Genomic DNA, 20,913 nt, shown 5'->3' on the forward strand with positions numbered 1-20,913 from the left:
GATTAAAACTGGAGAAATAATTAAAAATAATTATAACAGAGCTTTTATCACGTTGTATTTCAAATTAACAATTACTACAAACATAATGTATGTGGGAGAATTTAGCCCATTTCTTACGTAGTTTCCACATTTCGGGCATCTCTGTGAGAGTTTTATTTTTTGATTAGCAAGCATTAACATTGGAGTGACTTTAGTTTAATTAATAAGTTTTATAAGGTGTTTTGGTAAAAAAAAATTCCCCGTTTAACTTGTTGCATTAGTTAAACGAGGGAAATGAACACTCGCGCTCGCCCCTAGATCGCCCCTACATCACTTCTAGATCGCCCCTACATCACTTCTACATCGCTCCTACTTTGTTAGCCTTACTTTCTTAGAAGGAAACAGTTGGGCGATCGCCAGAATTGCAGGCAACATGGAATCCCCTTTACGCCCAAGCTTCAGCGAACCCTCTAAGTCAAGCAGCAGGGACACCGCAGACGAAAGGGATGTTAGAGAAGCAGCAGCTACTTCTTTTCTCAGAAAGTACACTCGCTTCGGGTTGGCAATTTGACAAATCCGGGCAATTTCAGCGTCTTGCTTAACTCCTCCAACTATCGCCGCTTTTACCCACAACCAAGTTCTAAATTGAGCAATCAGCGTTGCACAAATCGCCAGCGGGAAAGTTTCTATTGCCAAAAGGTCAAGCAGCAAATAGACTGCTCTCTTAGAGTTATTTTCCCTCAGCGCTTCGGCAAGATGAAGGCTATTTTGAGTGGTTGAAGGAACCAGCGATCGCACTTGGTTTAAAGTAAGGTTCGCGCCGCTGCTCAGGGTCGCCAGCTTGTGCAGTTCTGATTCAGCGCGAGCAGGATTGTTCCCGATCGCAACCGCCAAATAATCAATAGCATTTGAGTTCAGCGACAGCCCTATTGCCAAAGCTTGAGTTCGGATCGATCGGGCAATGAGATCCGTTCGCCAGGGGGGAATAAGGTCAAACTCGAACAGCTTAGCTTGAGAAAGCACGAATTTTGCCACCTTCAGGCGTTTGTCAATAGAAGGCGCTACAAAAACCAGGTGCGTCTTTTCCGGCACCTGCGGGAGCAACTGGAGAACCTCCAGCGCCTCTTCAGTAAACTGTTTGAAATTACACCCTTCTACCACCACTAACTTTGCTTTTTCCGTTCCCAAGGCGGGAGTTAAGGCGCAGTCAACCGCCTCATTCAATGCCGAAGCATCAAAGCGGTGATAATTGAAGCCAATCCAAGCGGGGTCGAGGTTCTTTTTAAAGGCAGAAAGCTTTTTGTGAATCGCGTGGAGGTCATCCCCTATCAGCAAGCTAATCATGGGTTTTTCTCCTCGAACGACACAAGATAGCGGACGCCCGTTGCAGCCAGAAATATCTTCTGCACCTTAGCCGCGTTCCGGTTGAACTTGTCCAGGTATTGGGCGGGCACGGCCAGCACCGCTTTCTTTTCCGTCAGTGCTACCAGAGAAGCGGCACAGAGTAAAGCGCGGTTCTTCTCAGAAGTTGCTGAGAGCACTTTTTCCCAAATGGCTCGCTCTTTGGAACGGGGCGATCGCAACAAGGAGGTACTGGGCAGCTTCTGGGTGCGATCGGGCTGCCAAGAGTTGCCACTCGCGTTCTCTGCGGCGTGGGGTTTTAATTGTGGCACCCTTGCCAATCCCAGCAAGCAGAGTTCCAGCCACAGCGTTGGGTGAGCGCTCTTGCTGAGCTGCCATTCCGAAGCCTGCAACTGTTCGAGGCCAGCAGCGATCGCACTGCAGTCCCAAGCAGAGGCAATTTCCATCAGGGCCGAGTGCGAAATGCCGCTAACTAGCATCAGCGAACAGTCCGGCACGCTCGTTGCAAGCAACAAGTCCCGGTAGCAGGCTAGCAGCGACGCCAGCAGCATTTTAGGGCTTTTCCCGCTGTCAATGAGTTCGCGGGACAGTTGCAGCAGCTTCAGCGCGTTGCCGGTGCGGGCCGATTTCAAAATTGCAACTAAATCCGACTCCGGTATCCGCCCCGACAGCTCCAATACGTGAGAACTGGTAATTTCCTCTCCTAATAAGCTCAACTGGTCGAGCAACTGCAAGGCGTCCCTCATCCCGCCATTCGCGGCGCGGGCGATCGCAATTTTAGCTTCTTCGGCAATTGCAATTGACTCTTTCTGGGCTACCATTGTTAGCTGTTTGACAATGGCTGGGATTGGCAGCGATCGAAACAGAAACGTTTGGCAGCGGCTGTTAATTGTTGGCAGCACTTTGTGTTGCTCTGTTGTACACAAGATGAACACTACATGATGCGGAGGTTCTTCCAAACATTTTAGAAGAGCGTTAAAAGCTTGGGAACTCAGGCAGTGAACTTCATCTAAAATAAACACTCGGTAGCGGCTGATAGCTGGTGCGAAGTGCGATCGCTCGATCAGGGCGCGAGCGTCATCCACGCCGTTGTGGGAAGCCGCGTCAATTTCAGCAACGTCTAAGCTGCTGCCTTTTTCAATCGAGCGGCAGGACTGGCACTTGCCGCACGGCTTTACTGTGGGTTTGTCTGCACTCGTGCAGTTGAGAGATTTAGCTAAAATGCGGGCCGTTGAAGTTTTGCCCGTTCCCCGTTCGCCGGCGAACAAGTAAGCCGGAGCAATTTTATTAGTTTTGACCGCATTGGAAAGTGTCCTTTGGATGTACTCCTGTCCGGCCAGTTCAGACAAGCTACGAGGGCGGTATTTTTGAGGCAATGCTGCGTACATGATTGAATGGTTAGGTGTAATTGTTTGCTGAGAATTAGAGTCATATTTGCGGAGTTTGCACTCAGAAGAAGAGAGAAGTAAAAAACTCAATATTTTTACTTCTGCCAAGCGAGCCTTTTATGCAAAAGACATCATTCTTTGAAAATCGGCATTAACAAGTATTTGGCATCCATTAGGATGTTGGGCTTGGAGCGGTTGCCAGCAGGAACTAAAATGGCGGGACCGTCGCGCTGAGTGAGGTGCATTTGGAGTTGGGAACTAGCGATCGCTTTTGCACCTTCCAACAGGTATTTTATGTTGAATGAAATTGACAAATTTCCGTCTGAGTTAACGTGCGCCGCCATCTGTTCCAAGCCGTTTCCAAATTCTCTGAAAAGCGACAGTGACACTTGCTGTGCTTCGCTATTAATACGGATGCTGAGCGTTTTTTCTTTCTTGTCTGCCAGCACAGCAATTCTCTCTATAGCTTTGATGAAAGGTGCTTTTTCCAGCGTTACCTGATGTTGGAAATCCTGCTGCAATAAATCGGGATAAGCTGGGTATGCGCCTTCTAAACAGCGCGTTACTAAGCGCTGCGCTCCCCACCGGAATTCTATCAAAGCGCTTTCAGTGCTGTAAGAAAGCTCTACTGGGTCAGCGGATGTCCTGCTCGATAAAATTCGCTCCAGTTCGGCGAGCGATTTAGCTGGGACTGTAAGCTCTATAGGCTGTGCAATTTCTGCTTGTTTCTTCTTAGAAAAACCTTGAATTGAAGTATTGAGGACAACCAAACGGTGGCCGTCTGTGGCAGCAAATTCGAGGCTATCTTGGCAGATTTTGAAGTAAACACCTGTCAGGATGTGCTTGCCTTCATCGGTAGCGGTGGCAAACAGTGACCCTTTCAGGCCTTCTTTCAACGTTTCAGCGGGGATGCAAATTGTTTGCGCTGTTTTTACTTCAGGAATGGCAGGGAATTCTTCACTCGAAAGCCCTCGAACTTGATAGCGACCGCAAGCAGCAATTAGGGTAGCAACTGGACTGTTGTTAACAGCCTCTGGCGTGGCGCTATTCCCGCTATCTTCGCTATCTTCACCTTCGCGACTCAAGGCTTCGCGACTGACTAAAGTGATATCTCCGGGCGAGAATTTCCCGACAATATCGCTAAGTAGCCCGACAGGAATGGTCATGTCGCCGGGAGATATCACTTTGGCATCAAAGGATGTTTGAATGGCCAAGCTCATGTCGAAAACGCTGAGTTGAACTCGCTGCGTTTTTTTGCAAGCGACTAAGAGGACATTTCCTAACACGGGGTGGGTGGGTTTTGCTGGGACAGCTTTGCTGACAAGTTCGAGATGGTTGGCTAAATTGTCTTGCGTGCAGACAAGCTTAATTTCTGCTGGCAAAAGCTGGGGAGAATCGCCTGCGCTATTGGAGGAATTGTGCTCGGATTTTTCTTCAAGTTTTGGTTCATCTTCGACCAAAGGTTCGGTTTGTTCTAAGGGAACACTTGCCTTGGGTTTTATTTTGGAAAATCCGCTTTCTTTTTTTCGGCTTTTAGCTGTCGCGGTGTGGGATTTGGTTTGCATCTTTGTGCGTTAAAATAGCTGCTAAGCGGGGGCAGCGCTAGCTGCCCGGAGAATAGTTCGCACGATTCAGCTTGTCACTCAACTTTAGATATAAGATTTGGGTACGATTTTTAGATAAAATCTGAATTCAAATGCAATCTCTAAATATTGCAAATGTTTCCCGCCATAGTAAAAAAAGTAGGGTGAGTTAGATAATCAACCAGAAATTTCAACCCCTTACCGTTCAATCTGACGCACCCTACAAGTTAGACTAAAATCTCGCTAAAAAAATGACTCAAACCATCTCACTCACAGAAAACATCCCCCTGAAGCTGCAAATGTCACCTGCCATAGACATGACAGACGAGCAATTTTTTGCCTTCTGCCAGCAAAACCGGGATTATCGAATTGAACGCAACGCCACCGGAGAAATTACCATTATGCCACCCACAGGTTCCGAAACAGGAAATCGCAACTTTGATTTAATTGTACAACTGGGAATCTGGACAAGACAAAACGGAACAGGAATCGGTTTTGATTCTTCTGCGGGTTTCACCCTCCCCAACGGCGCGATGAAATCCTCTGATGCTGCTTGGATAAAACTGGAAAAATGGCAGACTCTCACTCCCGAACAGCAGCAAAAATTCGCTCCTATTTGTCCTGATTTTATCATCGAGTTGCGTTCTCCCAGCGACAACCTGCAACCCTTGAAAGACAAACTGCAAGAATATATCGATAACGGTGTTTCTCTCGGTTGGTTAATTGACCGGAAAAACCGTAAAGTTTACATTTATCGTCCTAACTCAGAAGTAGAATGTTTAGATAACCCCGCTACTCTCAGCGGCGAATCTATTTTACCCGAATTTGTGTTACAATTATCAACTATTTGGTAAATAATATGGCAATTAAAAGCAATTAAAAGCGATAAATTTACAGGTCAATACCTAAATACCTGTTTTAATTCTACGCCAAAACGCCGTACAAGTCAACCCCCCAGCCGGGGGTGGGCGATCGTCTTGTCAGATCGCAAGCGAGTAGGCGTAGCCAGCCACAGGCATCGCCCTTAAACTCTAAAAGTGCCATTCACCAAATATAAAATGGGTTCATTTAGTAACAAAAACCCGGTGCTTCGCACGACTACAACTCACGTACATAAGCTGATTGTGCGCTCGAATACTGTCGCGGTATTCTTTGACAAATTGAGCTTTTTGACTAGGACAAACCTGAGCAAGATACAGCAATTTAGTAGCGACTTTCCTGCCGATATCACTGCTATCAATTCCCACCTCCGTGAAAGTAGAGCCTTGAGAATTGTGTACAGTAATTGCCCAACAATTTCTCATATCTGCAAAAATTTCACAATGGTCGTACCATGCCTTCCATAAGCTCGGATTGCTTTTAGCATTTTGCAGCAACCTAGCATTGTCCTGTTGGAATCGGCAAGCGTCACTTTCGTGGAGGATGTAAATTTGGCGTTGGTCGCCTGCATCGGTTTTAACCTGGAGATTCCAGGCTTTATAGCCAGAGTACCTATCCTCTTGAAATTCGGCAATTTCCACTTCTGCTGATGTGGGCAGGATGACGGTTTTGCCGTCGGGAGCAATAACGGGAGCTTTAGCAATCAACCTCTCTCCAATAATAAATCTGGGAGCATTTTTTCCGTAGATTTTGGCTCTGATTTTGCTATTCCAGTAGGCGACGCGCTCGTTAGTGTAGCAGAGGATGCGAAAGCAATCAGGGTCTTGAGGGAAAGTAGAAGAGAACTTTTTTAAGGCGTATTTCAGCAGCGTTTTTTCTCTGACTAAGAAGGCTCCGTTTTTTTTATCAAGGCTGAATTTGGAGAAGGGTTTGAACGCCTCTTTGCTTTTGACAGCCGTGCGGCAAGCTGTTACGAATTCTAGCAGAGGGCTGCCCGCACCTTGCCTGACGACCTCTGTTAAAACGGCTTTTTCAGGCACGCTGAAGGATTGAGATTTTTTCTCTTCTATTTCGCCCTTATTAACAGGAGGCAATTGTGCGGGGTCGCCCATGACAATAAGCTGCCGATTGCTGCCGATGAGTAAAGCGCTAGCAATTCTTTCTTGAATAATATTCCACAGTTCTGCTGTAACCATACTGCACTCATCGAGAAAAATGGTGTCGTACAGGTGAAGGAAAGAAGGAGAAACTTGTTTGAGGATTTTGTTTTGCCCCTGTTTGACTGGAGCTAACCCCAATAGCTGGTGGATGGTCATAAAGTCTACTCCTCTCAGTCCTTTTTCAGCAGCCATCCGTCGCAATACGCCTACAGCTTTATTGGTGGGAGCGGTGAAAGCGACTCTCTTTCCGGCCCTGACTAATTGTTCTGCTACCAGGTTGACAAGGGTTGATTTTCCCGTACCTGCATATCCAAATAGCCCGAATACCCGTTTAGAACTTGCTACAAATTGTTCGAGGAGTTGGAGGGCGTTGTTTTGTTGAGAAGTTAATTGAAAATTCGGTTTTACCAGTGTTTGAATCATAGGGTTGGTTTCTTCCACTATCTTTCAAACACTAATCAGCGCTAGCTGAAATTTACACAATCATTAATTGATGGAGACGATAATAATAACTCTAACAGGACTTACGCATAACCTCTATATGTAGGGTGAGCCATAAGCACCTTACCGCTACCAATAGTTTATTTAAACACTTGGGGCGTAAATCTTGTATAATTTGTTCTGTTGATTTGACTGCTACTCAAATTTTCCATAGTTAGGACTTATGCACCCATCAAAAACTCTCCCAGTTATCAGTTGGATTGATAACTAGGAGAAATTGTGGAGAAGCGGAGTTATTAATCTAATGCAGGTACTTTGACTAATTCGACTTCAAAATAAGTTTTGCCCATCAATCTTGAGGCAAAACTGGCTGTTCTTGACTATCAAAAATAATCACAAATGTGCGATGTTTAACCAACCGGTGCAAAACCCGCAGATGCTCATCTGCATCGTTTCTCTTGCGAAATCGCGCCACAACAATACGCTGGCAATTAGGAAGTAAGCGAATTAAGCACCACGGGTGCAACTTCTCAAAATAGGTCATTTTAACCTCCTGATAACAGTAACAAATTGTGTTTGTGTTTGATTACCTGCCATTACCTTAATTGAAACAATATTGTCAAAGACAGGTCACGGTGATATTGACAATTGACTATATTTGTGCTGAAACCAGCTCAAATTATTTTTTGATGCTGAAAAGGCTTGATGTATATAAAATCAAAAACAATAGTGGCGCGTCTATTTGGAAATGAGGCATTAGAAATCTCCTCAGAAACTCGCAGGGGAGAGGGGGAGAAAGAGTTTCTTTGATCCATAACGGGTGATCCGCCTCCGTGAAACGCTTTGAAGTTTATCAATTTGAGAAAACACGGGCAACTGTTCAATGCACTAATTTCAAGCATACGCGCCACTACTAATGCACGTTATTAGTTATTATCTTCAGAAAGCCGACATAGCAAGGTTGCCAGTGCCTCTGGAATTTCCTCAAAATGTTCCAGCAGAAAGTCCATTACTGCCAGATGACGCAAATCGACAGGAGTAGGAAATCTGCGATTTTTTCCCTTTTTAAACCAACCCCGCACTGTAGAATTAGAACGGGAACAAATAAAAGCGATTTCCTCGTAACTCACCGCCCACTTGCCATAAAACTGCTTCGGCGTCATTCCCAATTGGCATTGGCTGTAAGCTGCAATTAAATTGCGCTCTCTATCTGTCAAAGTCTGCGGCTTTTTCATCCTCAAACCTCTCCAAATCTTCCTCTCGCGCCGTATCAAACTGACACCAAGCTGCGCTCTTGGAATTAGCAGCCAGCCAAATTATGTAGCACCACATCCAACAGTACCGACGCGGTTCGCAGTTGTAAAATTTGCCAATAACTATCCCCCAATCAGCTTCTTCGCCAACACCCGTCCAGCGCACTATGTCGCCGCACTCAAAGCGCGACGTGTGAATTTTGGCAAAATTAGCAGGCAATTCGATTGAAGGTGGCATCCCCTTCAAATCTCTTAGCGGCAGCGCCGAAATCAAATCTCGACTTCCTTTTAAGATTGACATAAGTTCATAGCTGTGAATCGATTGCACCTGACTTTTTTTGACAGGTTTTTCGGCAAATTTCTTGATAAAGAAATTACAGCGCGATATTCCCCTAAATCAATCAACTGAAATCAAGCTGTGTAAATTCCTTTCTCCGGCATAATTGCCCTGTTTTGAAGTTAAATGCTAAGCCGTGACCCGGGCAGGTTCCTAAATTAGGGTGCTTGGTATTTGGCAAAAGTTTATAACCTTTGTGGGGGCAAATATTACCAGGCAGCAAGGAGCAGTTCGAGTAAGCTTCCTCCAAGCGTGGCAAGAAGTTGTAGTCGGCTGAAAGGATTGGTATATTGCGGTAGCACAAGCGCACCACTTGTTTTATTTCGATAACTTCACAAGCTAATTGAACTCGTGCTTGCCAATCTTCAGCAGTTTCCCCATCTGTGAAGAATAAGTTGATAAGTCGGTCATGCCAAAAGCGAAAGTCAAAGTGATAGTGGAGCGGTTCAAACTTGAGAATTTCTGCATCAGAGTGCGGTCGCTCAGGAAGTATAGGAATCCAGAAAGGGATGATTTTCCCTGGAAATCTTGATTCCCAACTGGGAGGACACCAGCTTTTAACGCATTGTACAAGCGCTCTTTCTCCAATGGCTACTACTTGATTCTGTGTTTTATTTTTGTTACGGAAATAGGCAGGGTTTTTGGTCATTAATTAGTGTTGCTAGGAATTGGCCCTAATACCAATTCCTCTCATAGTTACAAGTAAAGATTGCGTTCGTTTAATGGTAATGATTCTGTTGTCAAAAAATTTTATGGATGCGTTGCAAAAATCTTTGCACTACAGAAATCGCTGTCCAATTACCTTTATTAGCAGCTTTGAGATATCGCCGGAGCAAATCTTCAGTTACTTGTTGGTCAAGCCAATGCCCCAATTCCACTAGCTCCTGCTTTTGTTGTTGATTGTGCCCTGCCAACAACTCAAACATCCCCAACTTCTGCAACGTAGAAATGTCAAAGTTTGCCAGTTCTTCCTCAATCCTTTGCCGTTGCTGTTCAACTTCTTCTGGTGACAGAGTGGGCAGCGGCGGGTGCTGGATGTTGAGAAATTTCTCTACTTCTGGGTAATCTCCGACGTACATCTTTCCTTCCAAGCGATCGCACACAATTGCATGGGTGGGAAATTCATCATCGGAACCGAGGTGGTATGGTTCCAGATCGAGGGCGAGAGCGGGATGTTCAGTAAGTGGCTCGTACACGGCATAATAACTGAAAGTCCCTAACCCTCTACCATCAGTCCAAGTAGCTTTGCTGCCCATATAAAACATGGCGAAGTATCGGGAATCACCAACGATACCCACCATTTCTGGCAGCATGGGCGGTAGTGGTACTGGTAGTAAATTCAAGTTGTGTCCGTTCATGGTGAGATAGCCTCCCTCTTTGAATTTTGTGTGGTTAATTGAAAGGGAGCCAGTTAACTGAAATAGAAGTCAATCCTAATTCTTAACAGCTAACTGGCTTTTTTGAGGGCGATCGCCCGTGATGAAGGCTTTCCTAGGTGAATGCGTTCGCTATTGTTAAGAATGGATGAAACTTAAATGAGCAGGTCACTCCCAATAGCGGCGATAGCCGCTCTTTGACCAGCCCGCTGGCTGAGTGCGATCCTCTTCTCCGGCTGCGCTAACGACGTATTTACGTCATCCTAGGTGCTCGCGAGCGATCGGAAACAAGATTTATTGTCGTGAGCGGTTGAAAAAAATCAGATCGAGCGATCCTCTTCTCCGGCTGCGCTAACGTCGTCAACAACCAAATGGAAGGTGTTTGAGAGCCTTCTTCACGCGCGCGTGACAGGGCTGCCGCTCTTTGACAAGGCCAAACCTGTCTTGTACTGATAAATTTGTCAGTTCAATCTTCTGACTATCAATGAATGAATATCCCTAGATTTTGACAAGGGCTTTTCGCCCGAAAATAGCTTAATTTTTTGAGCTTTTTTTTAGTGATATAGTAGTCGCTACCAACCAAAATTACCCCAAATATCTAACTTTTAAGGGGGTAAATATTGGCGGTTTGTGGGTGTAATGACAATCAGGATTCCGGTGTATTTACTGCTGGTGTCGCACTGATAAGTACCTTCGGCTTGTTGATTGGTGGAGTCATTTTTAATGATTTGGGCATTTCCTAGCATTTGCAGCAGTAAGTATATATCTATCTGCCCTTTGACTGGTTCTGTAAGATAGTTTTTATGGAGTTATGGGGATTACGTCAATTACAACTCAAGAGTCAGGAAAGCTTATTCACACCTCACTCTTGAGCAGGCGGCCCAAACCAGTCAGGATTGTCGCGGATAGCAGTTGCCTTTGTTTTAGCTAAAATACATCCGGCAAGAAATGGGTAGCCATCGCGAGCCTTGCGTCCAAATATCGCCTGAATTCAAAGAAGACTTACGGGAGAGCCCTTCAACTGTTGAAACAATCTGGCGAACCAAAGTCGCGATAGCTTCACTTCAGAATCCCGAGCGCCTTGACAAGCTGTTCCGGCTGCACTTCTAAATACCGCTGGAGGCTCGACAAATTTTTGTGACCTGATATCTCCATAATTACCCGCAGTGGCACCCCAGCATTGCTCAAGTTCGTGAGTGCTGTCCGCCTCATCGAATGTGTGGAAGCTCCCTTAATTCTTACCCGTTTGCAAGCTTCTTTAAAAATCAAGTCGGCCTGAGAGCGTGTCAAAGGCTTCGTACCCTCTCGCCCAGGAAACAAAAAACCCGCATCTGGATTGTAAGCCAATAAAAACTTAGCCAACATGGGATGTAGCGGCAGCGTTCGCGTTGCTGACTTGCCCTTAGTTGTCGCTTTCCGCAGCGTCACCACACCGCCAACAATGTCCTGAGTTGTTAAAGCTAACGCCTCTGAAATACGACAGGCACAATAAAAAGTCACAGCAAACAAAAGCCTATCCCTTGCTGTAACAAAACCCCGGTCGAACAGCCTAGATATTTCGGCGGGCGTCAAAATCTTAGCACGCCCGTTGCCTTGAACCTTCACGGCGCAGCCCTCCAAAATGGAAGATCCCTTATTATTGGACGAAAGTGCCCTTTCGTCAAGTCTGCCGAAAAGCTTTTATCGCTTGATGGGCCACTTGCGGGGCGCTGCGCCGAGGATGCCGGAGCCCGCGTCCTTTATTGCAGTTAGATTGGCTTTTATTGCTACTCAACTGACTTAAATTCTCAGGAAAGTTGATAATTGGCAATGTGGCGATCGCATCTATGAGGTCTCGGAAGGTAACAGGTTTAATTGCCGCCATAACAGTACGCTCAAATAGAAGTGGCGCTTGTAAGAATTTGATTATACTATTTTTTGATTCACTTTGCAAGTTGTTTTGCTAGTTTTGTTCCCCTTTAATAAAAAATTAGGATTTTATTGGAAAATCGCTTATTATGGTCAAAAGAACTGCCCAAGCCTTCGTAAGGCTTGGGCATTGTTATAAGTTTCGGAGGGTAAACGAGTACGCTGGTTGGTTGAGAAACTTTTCGTTCGCTGCTAGGACACTGAACGCGCACTTTCACTTAGTTCGGAAGTAGCAGATGCTAGGGTATTTGCAATCACCGCTTTGGGAGCAAGCTTGAGGATGATAGGCATCACAATTAGGGGATAATTTTCCAGCCGATTTTTGATTTGAGCCTGCAACCATTCAATAGAGGAATCAGAGCCGTTAACTTTTTGCTTGAACCCCAGTTCTGGCGCAGCAGCTTTGATGGCGCTAGCAATTTTGCGAGCTTGCCTAAGTGAAATTAGTGAAGTATTAACGGCAGGAACTGAGGTTGTGCTTGCACCTGAATGTGCGGCAAAATCAATAGGTTTTGCAGGTTTGTTTGGTGTTTTTTTGCCTGTGGTGTGATGGCGAGTGTGATGGGAGCTGGCTGGTTTCTCAATTTCAATTGTTGCTCCATTTACTGCACTGCCAATACCATCGGATGGTGTTGCGACTGTTGACACATTTACTTGGGTTCGATTGTCTGTGAGTTCTTCTTGGGCTGCTTCAGGTTTGTGCAGGAATACTGAGGCTAAGCAAAAGAGAGTGGTAAAAAGGAAAGGAGGAAATAGTACATCGTTGATAGTTTGGATAGTCATATTAACAGAAAACTCCCAATCAAATTTTTCGCGGTAAGCATTGCTAACCTTTTTTAGATTGCAACAGTTGACAACATGGTGCAGCATGGCTACACGGGCTGAAAAAACGGATAATTAACTTCAGCCTTTTGGATGATTAACTGAGGAGAAATACACCTCCTCTGATAATTAATTCAAAGGCTCCGACCTGCTGTACGAGGATCTAAGCGGTTTCAGGAAAGCGAAAAGTTGTGTTTTCTTTCTTCGCGATCGCCTCGCGCGTGACGGGCGCCAATGCGAGGGGACAGTGGCGAGTGAGCGTTCAGTCGCCACAATTAGCACTCTCTGCGGAAAGTGGTTTCAGTAGCTCGCTTTGTTTGTAGGCCGGGTGCGGGAATTGTTAGTTCAGCTGTCTTCCACTCCGCGACGGTAGGCGCGGAGATAAAAGTTAATCAAAAATTAATCGGACATTACTGTCATTTCACCCCTAACTTGGCACGCTAGATGGAACCATAAAATGGCACTAATAATGCCTGCAATGCTTAGAAATTCGTATATTACGCTAGCTAAACAATGTAAGTCTTTAACCGAAGCGAAAGAGCATTTTCCAGAACTCAAGACAGTAAATGCTCAGGTATTGCAGCAAGTCTTGAGAAGACTGGAAACCACGTTTGTGGATATGCAATCGTATTGCGAATGGGCTTTCCTCGGTTTAAGAACCGGGCAAGAATGCGTTCTTTCGTGTTTCCACAAATGTTGCCCAATTGCGTACAAGGCATCTCAATCAAGTTGCCTCAACTGGGTGTAGTGGAATTCATCAAGTCAAAGGATATCCCAGACGGGTTTGTGGTAAAACAAGCCCGCAAGCGTTCGTAAAGCATCAGGGTACTTCATCATGCTTTCGCTCTTGTGTGATGTTAATGTTCCTGATGTCATAATGATGGGGAATTCATCGGACATAAATTGTTCAGCCTATTTCTTTCGCTGCACTCGCAGTTCACAAATACAAGGCTGAACTGAGCATCAATCGCTCACGCCATAAATAACTCATCCTGTCCCCTCTTCTGCAAGCTCCAAGCGGTGCGCGTAAGTGTTGACGAATTGCCCCGAAAACAGGGATTTCACCATTACCTGAGCCCCTGCAACAGCTCTAACGACATATTTCTGAACTTCACCGCAGAACCTCACCACCGAGCCCACTTTAAGCTCAGACGGTGCTATTTTGGGTACTTTTGTCTCATAAGTGGGAATGACGTGATTTTCGGGTTCTATCGCCTCATAAGAAGCTGCAACTCCCATCCCTTCTGTTGTTAATGTCTCTGCGGGTTCAGCTTCCACTCCGAACACTTGAGTGGCGTGAGGCAATTCCTCGCCCAGAGGTGGCACACCCTCAGATATTCCTATATTATTATCCGACCCTGTGCCGCCAGTTCCCATCTCATTAATCTGTTGAGATAAACCAAGGGGAGGCACACCCTCAGATATCCCTATATTATTATCCAACCCTGTGCCAGCAGTTCCCACCTCATTAATCTGTTGAGATAAACCAAGGGGAGGCACACCCCCTGACATCTCTATACTATTATCCGACCCTGTGCCACTACAAACCTCTGCTAAACACTGATTAGCACCTTCCACCAAAGAAACTGCCAAAGTATCCCGCTGCTGCCAAGCCTCAAAAATCGCCTCCCTGCCATCTTGGGGAAACCCAAACTGGTAAACCCTAATACGCTTGGGCCGACCTTTAGCATCTTGTTCCTCCAAACGCTCCTGACGAACTCGCTGTAACGTAAACCCCAGCTTACCCCTTAAAATATACTGCACCACCTCCATCGGCTTAGCCTTGGGATTGACGCTGATGCCCAAAAAGTCTTTCACATCAACAGAACATAGCTTAACCCGCTCAGCAAAAGCTATCACTTGCGCGTCAGTCCCTCGAAATTCTTTATCTGGGTTTAAAAACTCCATCACTCCCAATTTCTTAAGTGCTTCCACCCTAGCTGTAAGTAAGCGCAAATCTTGGGGACAAACCTTACCTTTACCCCTCTCCTGATGTCCAGCCAAGTGATTTTTATCTCGCAACCTGACAAATTCAGGGTCATAACTTAGATAATAATGCAGGCTAATTTTTGGCAACCAGCCATCATCATCTCTGAGTTTTAGTTCGGGCGTAATAGGCACTCCATAAGTATCCCACAGTTGATATTTACGCTGCTTCTCAAGTTCTAGCTTCGTCTTAGCCCGCTTGTCTTTCAATTTCAGGTATTCAGACAGAGTAATGTTTTCAGCATTGGCAACTCCTGAAGCCTCAGCTACCTTATTCTCTTCCCTGATTACTTTGGCCTCATCACTAAGACAATTAGCTACAGCTTCTAAGTTTTCCAACTCCTTTTCTAAATTTTGCGCTTGTTCAGTTAGCTGTTCCAATAAAGCCCTGTCTTGGCAATTGTGAGCCGCCAACTTTTGCATTTGTATAATTTTAATCTCCTGATGTAATTGAGTCTCTCGACATAATGTTATCTGATGCCCTTCAGCCTTCAATCCCTCCAAAATAGCCTCTCTGTAGTTCCACATTCCAACGTTGATTCTAGCTGCCATTAAAGCCCAAGTCCGCAAGTGGACAGGGTCGTGAGCGATATCTATGTCAAAATCCACACCGTGCAACAGTTTGATATTAGTTTTAATGACTTTCTGCTGAGATTTAATTATTGCTCGATAACTAGCGCTGCCATTGCCAATTTTGCCGAAACCAAATTGTTGAGTCCAAACAAACCAAGGCACATTTTCATCCCTTACACGGGCTAGAGCTTGCAAAGCGTCATTGACGGCTACCGTCCCTTTAAAGATGCCAAAAACTGCTGTAAAGTAACCTCGGATATCGATGCTCACACCAGTGCCAATCGTGGGGCTGGCGATGATAATATCGTAGTTTTTGATGTGAGAATTGAGTTGCTCAATGCAGCCATAAGCGGGATGATTTGGATCTGCTACTGATTCGCTATCAATTCTAAGAATTCGATAATTGGGAAAGCGTCGTTGCAGTTGGGTTTCAAGGTTTCGACAAGACCATTTTCCTGTTACTTTTTGAGAGTCTTCTACAACCATAATACGCGGTCGGTATTGCTCTTCAGGACAAAATTCTGCACGGCTTTCAATGTCGCAGCAAGTGACTTTCCGAGAGAGAAGTTGCTCCATTTGCACATACAGCGATGCCGGGTTAGAAGTGGCAAAAAAAGTCACATCTCGCCCGCGTTTTGGCTGCCATTCGTTAACAACAACCCAAGGCGAAATAGGGATACCTGCTATCGCTATTAAGTAGTCTATGCTGTAATCGGATAAATCGGCATCTTGGGCAACAACTAAGCCTCCACTTGTCAAGACATTGTGGATGAGTTCTTGCAGAGTTTGCAAGATAGCGACTCGGTTTTCGCGGCAAGTTGAACTGTTTAAGGCGTGCCAAATGACTTGTTCGCACTCATCGATGATGACGATCGCACCGGACCAGTCTTCTGGATTAAAATTAGCTTGAGATAGGGGGTGGAGGCTGTCTATGCACAAGCCGTATCCGAACAGTTTACCCTCCGCTGAGTCTCTGGTTTCGTCGATGTAGTTGATTCCTAAGCTGGCGCAGATCGCCCTGCCTAGTTGAATCCTATGCGTAATTATCAAGACGCGGCGGTTGCCAGTGTGTAGGGCTTGTGAGACTAAGTTGGTCAGGGCTTGGGTTTTGCCGGTGCCTTTGGGGGCTTTGATGCAGGCTAACCCGGACTCTGGATAGGGGAGTTTCCCTAGATAGCGAGAATTTAGCTTTAAAGAGGCGGGATAGGTTAAAAGCCATGATTCCCTAGCAAGCCAGAATTGGAAGCCTTGCGCTTCATTTTTGAGGGCGCTGAAGGCATCCTCGCCCTTTGATAGCACAAAATCGTCAACGCCTTTTTCTGGCCCTGGCAGGTTGATGACTTTGACGGGGCATTTGGCGGCAGTGAAAAGGCGGCCGAGTTTGCCAATTTCCCGGTTGACGTTCTGGACGGTTTGGCGTTTGCTGTCGCGGTCGAAGCAGATGTAGATTTCACGTTCCTCTGTGGCGAAGTATTGCAGTTCGGGGATGAGGTAGGGGTCGCATTTTTCCCCTAGAGGGGTTTTGGTTCTGACACCGCCGGTGACACCGGGGAGGGCGATGGCGGCGTAACCCAGTGTGAGTAGGCATCCGGCTTTTTTTACGCCTTCGACGATGATGACCGGGATGTTGTTGTCCCATACCCATTGCCAGAAGCCAAGTTGTCTGTCTGAGTTGTCGATGGGGACACCGTAGCGTTCTGCGACTTTTGCCCAGATGTGATATGGGACTTGCAGGAAAAAGGCTCTAGTGGGGGTTTTGGGGGGGTGTTCGTATTTGACGGGTTTGATTTTGCCTTTGGGGTCAAAGGCATTTCGGGGCTGGTGGGGTTTGAAGCAGCCCCAATACATGGGTTGCCAGTTGTTGAGGGGGTCAAGGCCTGAGCACCACCAGCCGCCGTGTTCGATGTGGCTGTAGTGCTTTCTGGCCCACCGCCATTGTGCGTCGGGGTGGACTCTGCCGGAGGCGGCGTTGATTTCGTACAGGAGGTAGGCGTAGGGGGCGTCGCCTTTTAGGTCTTGGACGTTGAGGGCGATGAGGTCGGGGTCTATGCCCGAAGCCAGCCATTCGGACAGGGGGGAGATGGGCGCGTTCACAGCACACCTCCGGTGTTGGTCAAATGGAAGGGCTTGAGCCAGAAGGGGTCAGGCGGGGTTGAGGGGGTTGTGAGTAGGGGTAGGGGTGTTTCTCTGGTGTCAGCAAGGCTGCAGGCAATTCCCGTGTGTTTGGTTTGACAGCAATGCTTCCAGCACCTCAGATAAAATTCTCTCGTCACGTTTTAGATTTGGCAGAATTTGAAATCAATCCTCAGCCTGTCTGACTCGGCTGCTGCGGTTAGTGACACTCCCTCAAACTACTCAAACTACTCAGGAGATTTTTAGGCGCTGAAAGCTATACAGGGCAAAGGTTTCAAATTTAAAACTTTTCCGAATACCCCCAAAACTTTTCCGAATACCCCCAAAACTTTTCCGAATACCCCCAAAGTGTTTAGGCGCTGAAACTATTGTCAGATAAGAGATTCAAGCAAATTTGCTAATCTTTTAGGTGTTTAGCTGTTTAAACACTCTGCTGCTCAAAATGCTAAAAAGACCCCCTGAACTGGGAGTCTTTCCGCTGGAGCCACGATGCCTTCTGGTTGGCTAGTTACTCATTTAAGCCAAGGTGACGAATTATCTTGGTTTTCAGGCTGGGCTTGATGGTATGTGGATAGCAGCCGTTCTCAATCTGAGATAGCTGGGATGCTGAGATCCCCAGCTCTTTTGCCATTGTTCTCAGGCTTTCTTCCATAGTTTTCCGAGCTTCTCTCACCCATTGACCAAAAGCTATGGGTTCGGTTAGGTTGGCTGCTGGCTGAGCTGGCTTCTGCTTGTGGGCGGGTCTTTTGGGCGGTTGCGGTTGCTCTGGTTTTGGTTCGGGTTGTTGTGGGTGTTTGGGTAGCGCTTCTGGCTGGCGTAAAGTCCCGTTAAGCTGTAGCCAGGTTTCAAACCAGTGATTGGGCTTTTTAACTTTGCTGTTTGGATGCGCCCAGTCAGGGACATCGGGCTCGTAGTCAAAGAGGTACGGGTATTCAAAATTTCCCAGTGTTTTCAGCCCTCGATCGAAGCTGCGTTTTAAATTCGAGGCAACAACTCCCTTTCTCTTGGCTGTCTCTATATCGTTTTTATACCCAGTTCGTGTCAGCAGCGTCTCTATTTGATACCGACCGTTTTTGTGTTGTTGCAGGGCAAATAGGGCAAAATAAGCCAGTCTGAGGGCCATTTTTTCCTGGTAACAATCTAGTTTTAGCGCCTCGCTGGTAATGTAGCCAAATTCCCGCAAGTATTCGTGACCTGCAAATTTGTCAAACCATTTGCCAGGGCGATAAGTGATTTCAATATCGATTAAGGTGTTTTTGTCTTGTTGATGAAACACCTCGGTAATTTGAAAAATATCCCAGAGATTGGAGCGTTCAATAGTAAATATTTTATTGCGTATCCGCCAAGATTTAACGGAAACTTCTAATCGCTTTAGTAGATATCCATGATGAACTAAGGCTTTTAGTTTTTCTTCTTTAGAAAGGTATCGGGCTGGCTGGCTATTGGCGTCTCGTTCGGCTTTTGGGATGTAGTGTTTCTTTTTATTATTTTCACCAAAGTCAGCTAGGAGTTTAGATGCTGATACTGTAATTTCCTCTCTCCCGGCTTCGGGTTTGCGGAAGGCAATCATTGCCAGTGCGTAGTGCAGTTTGAGGGTTTCTTCTCCGAAGTTCTGGGCGATAATTTCCTTAGCTTGATAGGCAATTTCAGCAAAGTCTGTTAGGTCAAAGCGATCGCGGATTTGCAATTCCACTCGACCTTTGGAAAAATCTTTGCAACCATTTAAACTGGTTTCGCTTATTTCCCAGAAATCCATACCAGTGACTCCAGCCGTATAGACCGTATCTGTGATTGCACTACTGGGGCATTCTTCGTAAAATTTTGTTCGGCAGAGCCGGGGTTCTGTAGATGACTTATGTGACCGTTGCGATTGCTTTAACTTCGCGTTGGGTCTGTCGCTAAGGTTATTAGAGCCTGCATTAACCTCAAGGCTTTGATTATCGCAGATTTTCTTGCCAGACATGGGGGCGATCTGTCTCCACCTGTTACGGTCAGTCCATTGTGCTTGTCAGGTTGATGGGCTTGCTGGTTACAAAGCTTTCTCGCATCACAAAGTAAATCGCAGGGCTGTGGGGCCGTTGCGATCGCTCACCCAGTAGTGGCGGTGGCAGGGCTGGGGGTAAATGTCAGCGATCGCTATCAACTCTGCTACAGCAGTGTCGCGCCATTAGGGTACGTTCAGCATTGTTGAGTTTGAGTTCGAGCTTCAGGGGGTACATAGCAAGCGTGAGCGAGTCAGGAGTGCCAACATTGATACTTATTTTACCAGTCACAGGTCCAGAAAGACAAGAACACCGTGTTTTTTTGGACAAAAAGCACGTATGGGGCGCTCTACATCAATTTAATATGTTTGTGGGTCGGTGCTCGGCAGTCACTCGCAGACACGATTACCAGAACATATCTGTTGATTTAGAGCTTCTGATTTGGTATTATTGAAGGACTAACGCTAAAATTTTTGGCTCCCAAAGGGGCTAAAAATTTCGGCAAGGACTAACACTAAAATTTTTGGCTCCCAAAAGGGCTAAAAATTCCGGCTCCCAAAAGGGCTCTGACTATGACTAGGATCGGTGGTCATAACTGTCAAAAGACCCCGGTTATTTGATTTGTAAGAAGCGTTCTGGTTAAAGAAAAACGTTCAGAATGGGGATTCTAAGGTTGTTTTTCTGACTAACTGTTCGCTTTGACTCATCCAACAGCCTCACTTGCGACTCGGCTAGAGTTTAGAGTGAGGCAATATTTTTATATGAACTTACCATCGGCTTCTCGAACGCAGTCAAATTTTTATTGATTGCCTTCATTTGCTAACACTTCACCAGCCTGGTAACGAACTTCGAGTCATTCCCGAAGGCGATCGCATTCCCAATTGATGTAAAGAAACATTTCTGTTTCAAAGAAGAGGGATAACGTTCCCGATACGAAGTTGGAGTATTGGGTCGAGTAAACGGGTTTAATTTCCTGGAATCAGAGTTAAAGGAGAGGGCGAAAAAGATGACGTTTTGGGAATTTCAAACACAGGTTCGCGACTCAACCCTAACTGCCCCAATGAAATAACAACAGACATTGATAGATTAGTTGTTTCAGCAGCTTTAGCAATACCCGTACCATTTCGAGCTAGAGCGATGAACTCTCGAACTTTAAAAACTACAGGGTCGTTGGGAGGCGTGTAACCTCTTCGGATAGCAATGCCTAATCCCCGTTCGATGTCGCCGATCGTCGCCGTTCGATTGTCTGCTAAAGTTACGCTTGGCTCCTGCCCGGGCACTACCGTAGAGATGGCAATGCCATTATTAGTAGGTTGCCCGTCCCGGTGAACGACATTGAAAGTATAAAGGCGTTCAATTCCTTCAGGAGAGCGAGTTTTAACAAACAGGTTAGTAATGTTTGCTGTTGTAGCGCCAGGGAATTGTAAGGGTTGAATCGGTTGGACAAATATGGTTCTAGCTTGGTTAGTTTTTAATTCAGCATCAGTGTTAAAGACAGCCCTGGACGGATCTGCCAACCGGATGTACATAATGACTTCACCAGTCTGGCTAAAGTCAATAACGCTGGAACGGCCAGACCACACTTGAAGGTTGGTAGTTGCATTTGTTGCTGCATCTCTTCCTACAATTTTTAGGGCCGATGTTTGAGCTTGCCCAATATCGACATTGCTGAATGCAGTGGCAATTAGTAAGGCAGGAGAAAGTAAAGCCAGACGAATTTTCCGAGTGAGTTTTTTCATGGTTATATTACC

18 protein-coding genes are annotated in these 20,913 nt (G+C 46.0%); 1 reads left to right on the forward strand and 17 read right to left on the reverse strand.

The window, feature by feature from the left end:
* Nucleotides 1-348: 348 nt before the first annotated feature.
* From holA to dnaN, 3 genes are all read right to left on the reverse strand, one after another.
* Nucleotides 349-1,323: a DNA polymerase III subunit delta gene (gene holA / locus QUB10_RS06455; RefSeq protein WP_333200575.1), complete on the reverse strand. Its 975-nt coding sequence runs from the start codon at nt 1,321-1,323 to the stop codon at nt 349-351.
* Nucleotides 1,320-2,729 carry a DNA polymerase III subunit gamma/tau gene (gene dnaX, locus QUB10_RS06460; RefSeq protein ID WP_333200577.1) on the reverse strand — a complete coding sequence of 470 codons (1,410 nt, stop codon included), beginning with the start codon at nt 2,727-2,729 and terminating at the stop codon, nt 1,320-1,322. The genes holA and dnaX overlap by 4 nt, the downstream gene beginning before the upstream one ends.
* Before the next feature lie 131 nt (nt 2,730-2,860).
* Nucleotides 2,861-4,294 carry a DNA polymerase III subunit beta gene (gene dnaN, locus QUB10_RS06465; RefSeq protein WP_333200579.1) on the reverse strand — a complete coding sequence of 478 codons (1,434 nt, stop codon included), beginning with the start codon at nt 4,292-4,294 and terminating at the stop codon, nt 2,861-2,863.
* A 269-nt stretch (nt 4,295-4,563) separates the two neighbouring features.
* Here dnaN and QUB10_RS06470 point away from each other — a divergent pair, with 269 nt between their 5' ends.
* Nucleotides 4,564-5,166, forward strand: a complete 603-nt coding sequence (locus tag QUB10_RS06470) for a Uma2 family endonuclease (RefSeq protein WP_333200582.1) — start codon at nt 4,564-4,566, stop codon at nt 5,164-5,166.
* Between the two features lie 210 nt (nt 5,167-5,376).
* Here the strand turns inward: QUB10_RS06470 and QUB10_RS06475 are convergent, their stop codons facing one another.
* The 14 genes from QUB10_RS06475 to QUB10_RS06545 form a co-directional block, all read right to left on the reverse strand.
* Complete coding sequence (locus QUB10_RS06475) at nt 5,377-6,774, reverse strand: AAA family ATPase (RefSeq protein ID WP_333200584.1); 1,398 nt, start codon at nt 6,772-6,774, stop codon at nt 5,377-5,379.
* Between the two features lie 367 nt (nt 6,775-7,141).
* A complete protein-coding gene (locus QUB10_RS06480) occupies nt 7,142-7,336 on the reverse strand; it encodes a hypothetical protein (protein ID WP_332955146.1) in 195 nt (64 codons plus the stop codon).
* Nucleotides 7,337-7,718: 382 nt separating this feature from the next.
* Nucleotides 7,719-8,027 carry a helix-turn-helix domain-containing protein gene (locus QUB10_RS06485; RefSeq protein ID WP_333200586.1) on the reverse strand — a complete coding sequence of 103 codons (309 nt, stop codon included), beginning with the start codon at nt 8,025-8,027 and terminating at the stop codon, nt 7,719-7,721.
* Complete coding sequence (locus tag QUB10_RS06490; protein WP_333200588.1) at nt 7,999-8,346, reverse strand: hypothetical protein; 348 nt, start codon at nt 8,344-8,346, stop codon at nt 7,999-8,001. Before QUB10_RS06490 ends, QUB10_RS06485 begins: the two co-directional genes overlap by 29 nt.
* Nucleotides 8,347-8,446: 100 nt before the next feature.
* Nucleotides 8,447-9,031: a hypothetical protein gene (locus tag QUB10_RS06495; protein WP_333200590.1), complete on the reverse strand. Its 585-nt coding sequence runs from the start codon at nt 9,029-9,031 to the stop codon at nt 8,447-8,449.
* A 91-nt stretch (nt 9,032-9,122) separates the two neighbouring features.
* A complete protein-coding gene (locus QUB10_RS06500; protein ID WP_333200592.1) occupies nt 9,123-9,740 on the reverse strand; it encodes a hypothetical protein in 618 nt (205 codons plus the stop codon).
* A gap of 623 nt (nt 9,741-10,363) precedes the next feature.
* Entirely contained in the window at nt 10,364-10,504 is a 141-nt protein-coding gene (locus QUB10_RS06505) for a hypothetical protein (protein ID WP_333200594.1), read from the reverse strand.
* Nucleotides 10,505-10,817: 313 nt separating this feature from the next.
* Nucleotides 10,818-11,363: a tyrosine-type recombinase/integrase gene (locus QUB10_RS06510; RefSeq protein WP_015211723.1), complete on the reverse strand. Its 546-nt coding sequence runs from the start codon at nt 11,361-11,363 to the stop codon at nt 10,818-10,820.
* A gap of 55 nt (nt 11,364-11,418) precedes the next feature.
* On the reverse strand, nt 11,419-11,622 hold the full coding sequence (locus QUB10_RS06515) for a hypothetical protein (RefSeq protein WP_333200596.1): 204 nt from the start codon (nt 11,620-11,622) through the stop codon (nt 11,419-11,421).
* 236 nt (nt 11,623-11,858) lie between these two features.
* Nucleotides 11,859-12,449 (reverse strand): hypothetical protein, encoded by a 591-nt coding sequence (locus QUB10_RS06520; RefSeq protein WP_333200598.1) that lies wholly within the window; start codon nt 12,447-12,449, stop codon nt 11,859-11,861.
* 1,026 nt (nt 12,450-13,475) lie between these two features.
* Entirely contained in the window at nt 13,476-17,141 is a 3,666-nt protein-coding gene (locus QUB10_RS06530) for a plasmid replication protein, CyRepA1 family (protein WP_333200600.1), read from the reverse strand.
* A 547-nt stretch (nt 17,142-17,688) separates the two neighbouring features.
* A complete protein-coding gene (locus QUB10_RS06535; protein ID WP_333200602.1) occupies nt 17,689-18,936 on the reverse strand; it encodes a helix-turn-helix transcriptional regulator in 1,248 nt (415 codons plus the stop codon).
* A gap of 370 nt (nt 18,937-19,306) precedes the next feature.
* Nucleotides 19,307-19,453, reverse strand: coding sequence for a hypothetical protein (locus QUB10_RS06540; RefSeq protein ID WP_333200604.1), 147 nt, complete (start codon nt 19,451-19,453; stop codon nt 19,307-19,309).
* Nucleotides 19,454-20,127: 674 nt separating this feature from the next.
* A complete protein-coding gene (locus QUB10_RS06545) occupies nt 20,128-20,901 on the reverse strand; it encodes a hypothetical protein (protein WP_333200606.1) in 774 nt (257 codons plus the stop codon).
* Between the last annotated feature and the right edge of the window lie 12 nt (nt 20,902-20,913).

Source organism: Microcoleus sp. B5-D4 (assembly GCF_036705145.1).
Taxonomy (GTDB): Bacteria; Cyanobacteriota; Cyanobacteriia; order Cyanobacteriales; family Microcoleaceae; genus Microcoleus.

Excerpts from the sequence above, each read along its gene's own strand:
- QUB10_RS06500 (WP_333200592.1), bottom strand. The coding sequence starts at position 9,740 with ATGAACGGACACAACTTGAATTTACTACCAGTACCACTACCGCCCATG.
- QUB10_RS06475 (WP_333200584.1), bottom strand. The coding sequence starts at position 6,774 with ATGATTCAAACACTGGTAAAACCGAATTTTCAATTAACTTCTCAACAA.
- QUB10_RS06535 (WP_333200602.1), bottom strand. The coding sequence starts at position 18,936 with ATGGATTTCTGGGAAATAAGCGAAACCAGTTTAAATGGTTGCAAAGAT.
- QUB10_RS06490 (WP_333200588.1), bottom strand. The coding sequence starts at position 8,346 with ATGTCAATCTTAAAAGGAAGTCGAGATTTGATTTCGGCGCTGCCGCTA.
- QUB10_RS06515 (WP_333200596.1), bottom strand. The coding sequence starts at position 11,622 with ATGGCGGCAATTAAACCTGTTACCTTCCGAGACCTCATAGATGCGATC.
- QUB10_RS06520 (WP_333200598.1), bottom strand. The coding sequence starts at position 12,449 with ATGACTATCCAAACTATCAACGATGTACTATTTCCTCCTTTCCTTTTT.
- QUB10_RS06470 (WP_333200582.1), top strand. The coding sequence starts at position 4,564 with ATGACTCAAACCATCTCACTCACAGAAAACATCCCCCTGAAGCTGCAA.
- QUB10_RS06480 (WP_332955146.1), bottom strand. The coding sequence starts at position 7,336 with ATGACCTATTTTGAGAAGTTGCACCCGTGGTGCTTAATTCGCTTACTT.
- dnaX (WP_333200577.1), bottom strand. The coding sequence starts at position 2,729 with ATGTACGCAGCATTGCCTCAAAAATACCGCCCTCGTAGCTTGTCTGAA.
- QUB10_RS06545 (WP_333200606.1), bottom strand. The coding sequence starts at position 20,901 with ATGAAAAAACTCACTCGGAAAATTCGTCTGGCTTTACTTTCTCCTGCC.
- QUB10_RS06495 (WP_333200590.1), bottom strand. The coding sequence starts at position 9,031 with ATGACCAAAAACCCTGCCTATTTCCGTAACAAAAATAAAACACAGAAT.
- dnaN (WP_333200579.1), bottom strand. The coding sequence starts at position 4,294 with ATGCAAACCAAATCCCACACCGCGACAGCTAAAAGCCGAAAAAAAGAA.
- QUB10_RS06485 (WP_333200586.1), bottom strand. The coding sequence starts at position 8,027 with ATGAAAAAGCCGCAGACTTTGACAGATAGAGAGCGCAATTTAATTGCA.
- holA (WP_333200575.1), bottom strand. The coding sequence starts at position 1,323 with ATGATTAGCTTGCTGATAGGGGATGACCTCCACGCGATTCACAAAAAG.
- QUB10_RS06505 (WP_333200594.1), bottom strand. The coding sequence starts at position 10,504 with ATGCTAGGAAATGCCCAAATCATTAAAAATGACTCCACCAATCAACAA.